Source organism: Streptomyces pyxinicus (genome assembly GCF_024753135.1).
GTDB lineage: Bacteria > Actinomycetota > Actinomycetes > Streptomycetales > Streptomycetaceae > Streptomyces > Streptomyces pyxinicus.
This window is the reverse complement of record NZ_JANUGP010000005.1, coordinates 321,050-328,070: the sequence shown is the minus strand read 5'-3', so window position 1 is coordinate 328,070 and position 7,021 is coordinate 321,050. Positions and strand designations below refer to the sequence as shown.

At 69.4% G+C, this 7,021-nt stretch carries 5 protein-coding genes; 4 read left to right on the top strand and 1 reads right to left on the bottom strand.

The features are described 5' to 3' along the window. Positions 1-350 precede the first annotated feature (350 nt). The 3 genes from NX794_RS09900 (at position 351) to clpX (ending at position 3,143) form a co-directional block, all read left to right on the top strand. A complete protein-coding gene (locus NX794_RS09900; protein WP_258777943.1) occupies positions 351-956 on the top strand; it encodes an ATP-dependent Clp protease proteolytic subunit in 606 nt (201 codons plus the stop codon). Positions 957-1,022: 66 nt separating this feature from the next. Next, positions 1,023-1,688: an ATP-dependent Clp protease proteolytic subunit gene (locus tag NX794_RS09895; protein WP_258777918.1), complete on the top strand. Its 666-nt coding sequence runs from the start codon at positions 1,023-1,025 to the stop codon at positions 1,686-1,688. Between the two features lie 168 nt (positions 1,689-1,856). Next, positions 1,857-3,143, top strand: coding sequence for an ATP-dependent Clp protease ATP-binding subunit ClpX (gene clpX, locus NX794_RS09890; protein ID WP_258777917.1), 1,287 nt, complete (start codon positions 1,857-1,859; stop codon positions 3,141-3,143). A gap of 75 nt (positions 3,144-3,218) precedes the next feature. Here clpX and NX794_RS09885 read toward each other — a convergent pair whose 3' ends face one another. Continuing rightward, positions 3,219-4,244 carry a hypothetical protein gene (locus NX794_RS09885; RefSeq protein WP_258777916.1) on the bottom strand — a complete coding sequence of 342 codons (1,026 nt, stop codon included), beginning with the start codon at positions 4,242-4,244 and terminating at the stop codon, positions 3,219-3,221. 138 nt (positions 4,245-4,382) lie between these two features. Here NX794_RS09885 and NX794_RS09880 point away from each other — a divergent pair, with 138 nt between their 5' ends. Then, positions 4,383-7,007, top strand: coding sequence for a valine--tRNA ligase (locus tag NX794_RS09880; protein ID WP_258777915.1), 2,625 nt, complete (start codon positions 4,383-4,385; stop codon positions 7,005-7,007). The last annotated feature ends 14 nt before the right edge of the window (positions 7,008-7,021 follow it).

Sequence of the window (7,021 nt, the reverse complement as noted above, 5' to 3'; positions counted from 1 at the left end):
TGCTCGGCCTCGCCTTCGTGATCGTCTTCGCCGGTCTGGCCCCCCCCTCCCCCCCGCCCCCCCCCCCCCCCCCCTCCCCCCCCCCCCCCCCCCCCCCCACCCCCTCCCCCCCCGCCCCCACCGCCCCCCCCCCCCCCCGCCCCCCGCCACACCCCACCGGTCCCGCGCGTGGCCTCTACGCCCCCGGCGAACACCCCTGATACCGGGATTCCCCGAAGGGACCCGCGCGTTAGGGTCCATGAATACGAGGGCAGGGGAGTCTTCTGAAACCCCCCGCTAGCCCCGGCAGGAACACGTGAAGACGGCCCGGCGCCGTCGTAAGACGAGCAGGTGGATACGTGACGAATCTGATGCCCTCCGCCGCCGGCGAGCCTTCCATCGGTGGTGGCCTCGGCGACCAGGTCTACAACCGGCTGCTCAACGAGCGGATCATCTTCCTCGGTCAGCAGGTCGACGACGACATCGCCAACAAGATCACCGCACAGCTTCTGCTCCTTGCCGCCGACCCGGACAAGGACATCTACCTCTACATCAACAGCCCCGGCGGCTCGGTGACGGCCGGCATGGCGATCTACGACACCATGCAGTACATCCCGAACGACGTGGTCACCATCGCCATGGGCATGGCCGCCTCGATGGGCCAGTTCCTCCTCACCGGCGGCAGCGCCGGCAAGCGCTTCGCGCTGCCGCACGCCGACATCATGATGCACCAGGGCTCCGCGGGCCTCGGCGGCACGGTCTCGGACATCAAGATCCAGGCCGAGTACCTGCTGCGCACCAAGAAGCGCATGTCCGAGCTGACCGCGCAGCACTCCGGCCAGACGGTCGAGGCGATCATCCGCGACGGCGACCGCGACCGCTGGTTCACCCCGGAAGAGGCCAAGGAGTACGGTCTCATCGACGAGATCATCACGCACGCCTCGGGTGTTCCGGGAGGCGGCGGCACCGGTGCCTGACCGGCCCGGCCACGCCACGCACCCAGACCGAAGCCCCCAGAACGCCACCAGGACGGTGAACACCCCATGAGCAACTTCCCCGGCGCCGCCAGCGGCCTGTACGAAGGGCCCCGCCCCGACAGCCGTTACGTCATCCCGCGCTTCGTCGAGCGCACCTCCCAGGGCATCCGCGAGTACGACCCGTACGCGAAGCTCTTCGAGGAGCGCGTGATCTTCCTGGGCGTCCAGATCGACGACGCCTCCGCCAACGACGTCATGGCGCAGCTGCTGTGCCTGGAGTCGATGGACCCGGACCGGGACATCTCGATCTACATCAACAGCCCCGGTGGCGACATGACCGCCCTCACGGCGATCTACGACACCATGCAGTTCGTGAAGCCCGACATCCAGACGGTCTGCATGGGCCAGGCGGCCTCCGCCGCGGCGATCCTGCTGGCCGCCGGCACCCCGGGCAAGCGCATGGCGCTGCCGAACTCCCGGGTGCTGATCCACCAGCCGGCCGGCTCCACCGGCCGTGGCCAGCTCTCCGACCTGGAGATCATCGCCAAGGAGTTCACCCGGATGCGCGAGCAGCTGGAGGACATGCTGGCGAAGCACTCGAACCAGCCGCTGGAGAAGATCCGCGAGGACATCGAGCGCGACAAGATCCTCACGGCGGAGGAGGCCCTGCAGTACGGCCTCGTCGACCAGATCATCTCCACCCGCAAGCTGAACAACTCCGAGGTCCGCTGACCCGGAGGGCGTACTCTCTGCCCCTCTTGGCACGGTCCACGTCGAAGTGAACCCTGCCAAGGGGGGCCCGAACACGGGGCCCGGCAAGGTAACGTCGGACATAAGGCAGCACCAGGAGCCGCTGGACCCGAGTGTCCAGTCGTCTCCCAGGCGAAGGGGAAGCACACCGTGGCACGCATCGGTGACGGCGGCGATCTGCTCAAGTGCTCGTTCTGCGGCAAGAGCCAGAAGCAGGTCAAGAAGCTCATCGCAGGGCCCGGTGTGTACATCTGCGACGAGTGCATCGACCTCTGCAACGAGATCATCGAGGAAGAGCTGGCGGAGACCAGCGAGGTGCGCTGGGAGGAACTCCCCAAGCCCCGCGAGATCTACGAGTTCCTCGAGGGTTACGTGGTCGGCCAGGAGGCGGCGAAGAAGGCCCTCTCCGTCGCGGTGTACAACCACTACAAGCGGGTCCAGGCGGGCGAGAACGGCGGCGGCAGCGGCCGTGAGGACGCCATCGAGCTGGCGAAGTCCAACATCCTGCTGCTGGGCCCCACGGGCTCCGGCAAGACCCTCCTCGCGCAGACCCTGGCCCGCATGCTGAACGTACCGTTCGCGATCGCCGACGCGACCGCGCTGACGGAGGCGGGCTATGTCGGCGAGGACGTCGAGAACATCCTCCTGAAGCTGATCCAGGCGGCGGACTACGACGTCAAGAAGGCCGAGACCGGGATCATCTACATCGACGAGATCGACAAGGTGGCCCGCAAGAGCGAGAACCCCTCGATCACCCGCGACGTGTCGGGCGAGGGTGTCCAGCAGGCCCTGCTGAAGATCCTTGAGGGGACCACGGCCTCGGTCCCGCCGCAGGGCGGCCGCAAGCACCCGCACCAGGAGTTCATCCAGATCGACACGACGAACGTGCTGTTCATCGTGGGCGGTGCCTTCGCCGGCCTGGAGAAGATCATCGAGGCCCGCGCGGGTGCCAAGGGCATCGGCTTCGGCGCCACGATCCTCTCCAAGCGCGAGCTGGAGGCCAAGGACGTCTTCGAGGACGTCATGCCGGAGGACCTGGTCAAGTTCGGCATGATCCCGGAGTTCATCGGCCGTCTCCCGGTCATCACCTCGGTCCACAACCTGGACCGCGAGGCCCTGCTGCAGATCCTGGTCGAGCCCCGCAACGCCCTGGTCAAGCAGTACCAGCGCCTCTTCGAACTCGACGGCGTGGAGCTGGACTTCGAGCGCGAGGCCCTGGAGGCCATCGCCGATCAGGCCATCCTCCGCCAGACCGGTGCCCGCGGCCTGCGCGCCATCATGGAGGAAGTCCTCCAGGGCGTCATGTACGAGGTGCCGTCCCGCAAGGACGTGGCCCGCGTGGTCATCACGGCCGACGTGGTCCTCTCCAACGTCAACCCCACCCTCATCCCGCGCGACGCCCGCGGCCGCGGCTCGGGGGAGCAGAAGACGGCGTGACGCACCCGCACGCAGCCGCGAAGGGGCCCCGGTCACTCGACCGGGGCCCCTTCCCGCATCCGCGCCGGGAGCGCGTCAGACCTTGACGCGCACGTCGTCACGCAGCTTCGCCGCCAGGCTCGCCGCGTCGTCCAGCGAGCCGCCGTCACCCGAGGCCAGGGAGGCGACGCTGTACGACGAGACCAGCGCGACCGTGCTGTGGTCGGCCCAGATGCAGATCGGCATCTTCATGGTCTGCGGCACCCCGGACTCCGAGGAGGAGTCACCGGTGTCGATCTGGGCCACCTGGCACTTCATGATCCCGTCGAAGCCGTCCGGGCGGACCTCCTGCGGGCTGCCGACCAGCTTGCCCTTGGTCTCCGAGCCGCTCTGGTCCTTCTCCGACTCCGTCTTGGCCTTGGCGAACATGGCGTCGACCACCGCGCCGGGGTCGTCGATCGTGCCGTACACACCGCTGAAGGAGAGCCCCTTCTTGGTGAGCCCCTTGCCGCTCTCGTAGCCGGCGCTCACCTGCTGGGGGTTCTTCACCCCCCACTTCTCGAAGTCCGAGCGGTCCGAGTCGCTCATGTCGTTGGACGACCCGGAATTGGACTTCGTGTACGTCCCGTCGATCACCGTTCGCGGGGTGATCAGCTTGTGCGGACCGTCGTCCGCGACGTTCGTGCCGCCGCTGCCGCCGAGCAGGAGGTACGCGCCCACCGCCACGGCCGCCACCACGGTCACCGCGGCGATGATCAGCCCCGCCCGCTTGCCGCCACCGGCGGGCTGCGGGGGCCCCGCCATGCCGTAGGGCTGCTGGCCGTACGGGCTCGGCTGCTGGCCGTAGGGGGCCGGCTGCTGCGGGAAACCCTGCTGGGGATGGCCGTACCCGGGCCCTGACGGTGCCGGAGGGGCCGGTGGGGCCGGTGGGGCCTGCTGAGGGTAGCCGTAGCCGGGTCCCGGTGCCCCCGGCTGCCCGCCGCCGTACGGTCCGGGCTGACCGTAAGGGCCGGGCTGACCGTAGGGGCCCGGCTGGCCGTACGGCCCGGGCTGCCCCTGCGGGCCGTACGGGCCCGGCTGCGGGGGCGGCCCGCCGTACGGACCCGGCTGGTGGTTGCTCATCTCTGGGTTCCCCTCCAGATGCCTTATGTGTCCCTGACATCCTTGCTCAGGGTCACGGGGCACCCGCCGCCAGGGGCCCCACCGTTACAGAACAAACGCGTTTCGGGACCACCCCGTGACACCTCTAAACTGACCCCCGTGACCGACAACGCTCAGCAGCAGCCACCCGCGCCCGACACCGAACTGCCGACCCAGTACGCGCCGGCCGATGTAGAGGGGCCGCTGTACGAGCGCTGGGTGGAGCGCGGTTACTTCGAGGCGGACGCGAAGAGCGACAAGCCGCCGTTCACCGTCGTCATCCCGCCGCCGAACGTCACCGGCAGCCTGCACCTGGGCCACGCCTTCGAGCACACGCTCATCGACGCCCTCACCCGCCGCAAGCGCATGCAGGGCTTCGAGACGCTGTGGCAGCCCGGCATGGACCACGCCGGCATCGCCACCCAGAACGTCGTCGAGCGCGAGCTGGGCAAGGAGGGCAAGTCCCGCCACGACCTGGGCCGCGAGGCGTTCGTCGAGCGCGTCTGGCAGTGGAAGGGCGAGTCCGGCGGCCAGATCTCCGGCCAGATGCGCCGCCTCGGTGACGGCGTCGCCTGGTCCCGCGAGCGCTTCACCATGGACGAGGGCCTCTCCCAGGCCGTCCAGACCATCTTCAAGAAGCTCTACGACGACGAGCTGATCTACCGCGCCGAGCGCATCATCAACTGGTGCCCGCGCTGTCTGACGGCGATCTCCGACATCGAGGTCGAGTACCAGGACGACGACGGCGAGCTGGTCTCCATGCGCTACGGCGACGGGGACGACTCGATCGTCGTCGCCACCACCCGCGCCGAGACGATGCTCGGTGACACCGCCGTCGCCGTCCACCCCGACGACGAGCGCTACCGGCACCTGGTCGGCAAGCGGATCAGCCTGCCGCTGACCGACCGCACGATCCCGGTCGTCGCCGACACCCACGTCGACCCCGAGTTCGGCACCGGCGCCGTCAAGGTGACCCCGGCGCACGACCCGAACGACTTCGAGATCGGCCGGCGCCACGACCTGCCGTCCCTCGCCGTGATGGACGAGCACGCCGTCATCACCGTCCACGGCCCCTTCCAGGGCATGGACCGCCTGGAGGCCCGCTCCGCCATCGTCGCCGCGCTGCGCGCCGAGGGCCGGATCGTCGCCGAGAAGCGGCCCTACGTCCACTCCGTCGGCCACTGCTCGCGCTGCAAGACCACCATCGAGCCGCGCCTGTCCATGCAGTGGTGGGTCAAGGTCGGCCCGCTGGCCAAGGCCGCCGGCGACGCCGTCCGCGACGGGCGGGTCAAGATCCATCCGCAGGAGATGGAGAAGCGGTACTTCGACTGGGTCGACAACCTCCACGACTGGTGCATCTCGCGGCAGTTGTGGTGGGGCCACCGCATCCCGGTCTGGTACGGCCCGAACGGCGAGGTCGTCTGCGTCGGCCCTGACGAGCAGCCGCCCGCCGGCGAGGGCTGGCACCAGGACACCGACGTCCTCGACACCTGGTTCTCCTCCGGCCTGTGGCCCTTCTCCACCCTCGGCTGGCCCGAACAGACCGAGTCGCTCGCGAAGTTCTACCCGAACTCCGTCCTGGTCACCGGCTACGACATCCTCTTCTTCTGGGTCGCCCGGATGATGATGTTCGGCCTGTACGCGATGGACGGCACCCCGCCGTTCCACACCATCGCCCTGCACGGCATGGTCCGCGACCAGTTCGGCAAGAAGATGTCGAAGTCCTTCGGCAACGCGGTCAACCCGCTGGACTGGATGGACAAGTACGGCTCCGACGCCCTCCGCTTCACCCTGGCCCGCGGCGCCAACCCGGGCGTCGACGTGCCGATCGGCGAGGACTGGGTCCAGGGCTCGCGCAACTTCGCGAACAAGATCTGGAACGCGACGCGCTTCGCGCTGATGAACGGCGCGACGGTCGAGGGCCCGCTCCCGGAGCCGTCCGCGATGTCGGCGACGGACCGCTGGATCCTCTCCCGCCTCGGCTCGGTGGTCGCCGAGGTCGACGCGTACTACGAGGACTTCCAGTTCGCCAAGCTCTCCGACGCCCTCTTCCACTTCGCGTGGGACGAGGTCTTCGACTGGTACGTCGAGCTGTCCAAGACCGTCTTCCAGGCGGGCGGCGAGCCGGCCGAGGTCTCGAAGCGTGTCCTCGGCGAGGTCCTCGACGTCACCCTCCGGCTGCTCCACCCGGTCGTCCCGTTCGTCACCGAGACGCTCTGGACGACGCTGACCGGTGGCGAGTCGGTGGTCGTCGCCGAGTGGCCGAAGGACAGCGGCTTCCGCGACACCGCGGCCGAGCGGGAGATCTCGACGCTCCAGTCGGTCATCACCGAGGTCCGCCGCTTCCGCGCCGACCAGGGCCTCCAGCCGGGCCAGCGGGTCCCGGCCCGCCTGACCCTGGACGGCACGGCACTGGCCCCGCACGAGGCCGCCATCCGCCAGCTCCTCCGCCTCCAGCCGGAGGGCGACGCCTTCACGGCGACGGCCACCCTGCCGGTCGCCGGCGCCGAGGTCGCCCTCGACCTCTCCGGCACCATCGACGTCGCCGCCGAGCGCAAGCGCCTGGCCAAGGACCTCGCCGCCGCCGAGAAGGAGAAGGCCCAGGCCACCGCCAAGCTCGGCAACGACGCGTTCCTCGCCAAGGCCCCCGAAAACGTGGTCGACAAAATCCGCACCCGCCTCACCAAGGCGGACGAGGACATCACCCGCATCCAGTCTCAGCTGGACAGGCTGCCGTCGGCGTAATCGGTATCACGGCC

Excerpts from the sequence above, each read along its gene's own strand:
- NX794_RS09895 (WP_258777918.1), top strand. The coding sequence starts at position 1,023 with ATGAGCAACTTCCCCGGCGCCGCCAGCGGCCTGTACGAAGGGCCCCGC.
- NX794_RS09885 (WP_258777916.1), bottom strand. The coding sequence starts at position 4,244 with ATGAGCAACCACCAGCCGGGTCCGTACGGCGGGCCGCCCCCGCAGCCG.
- NX794_RS09900 (WP_258777943.1), top strand. The coding sequence starts at position 351 with ATGCCCTCCGCCGCCGGCGAGCCTTCCATCGGTGGTGGCCTCGGCGAC.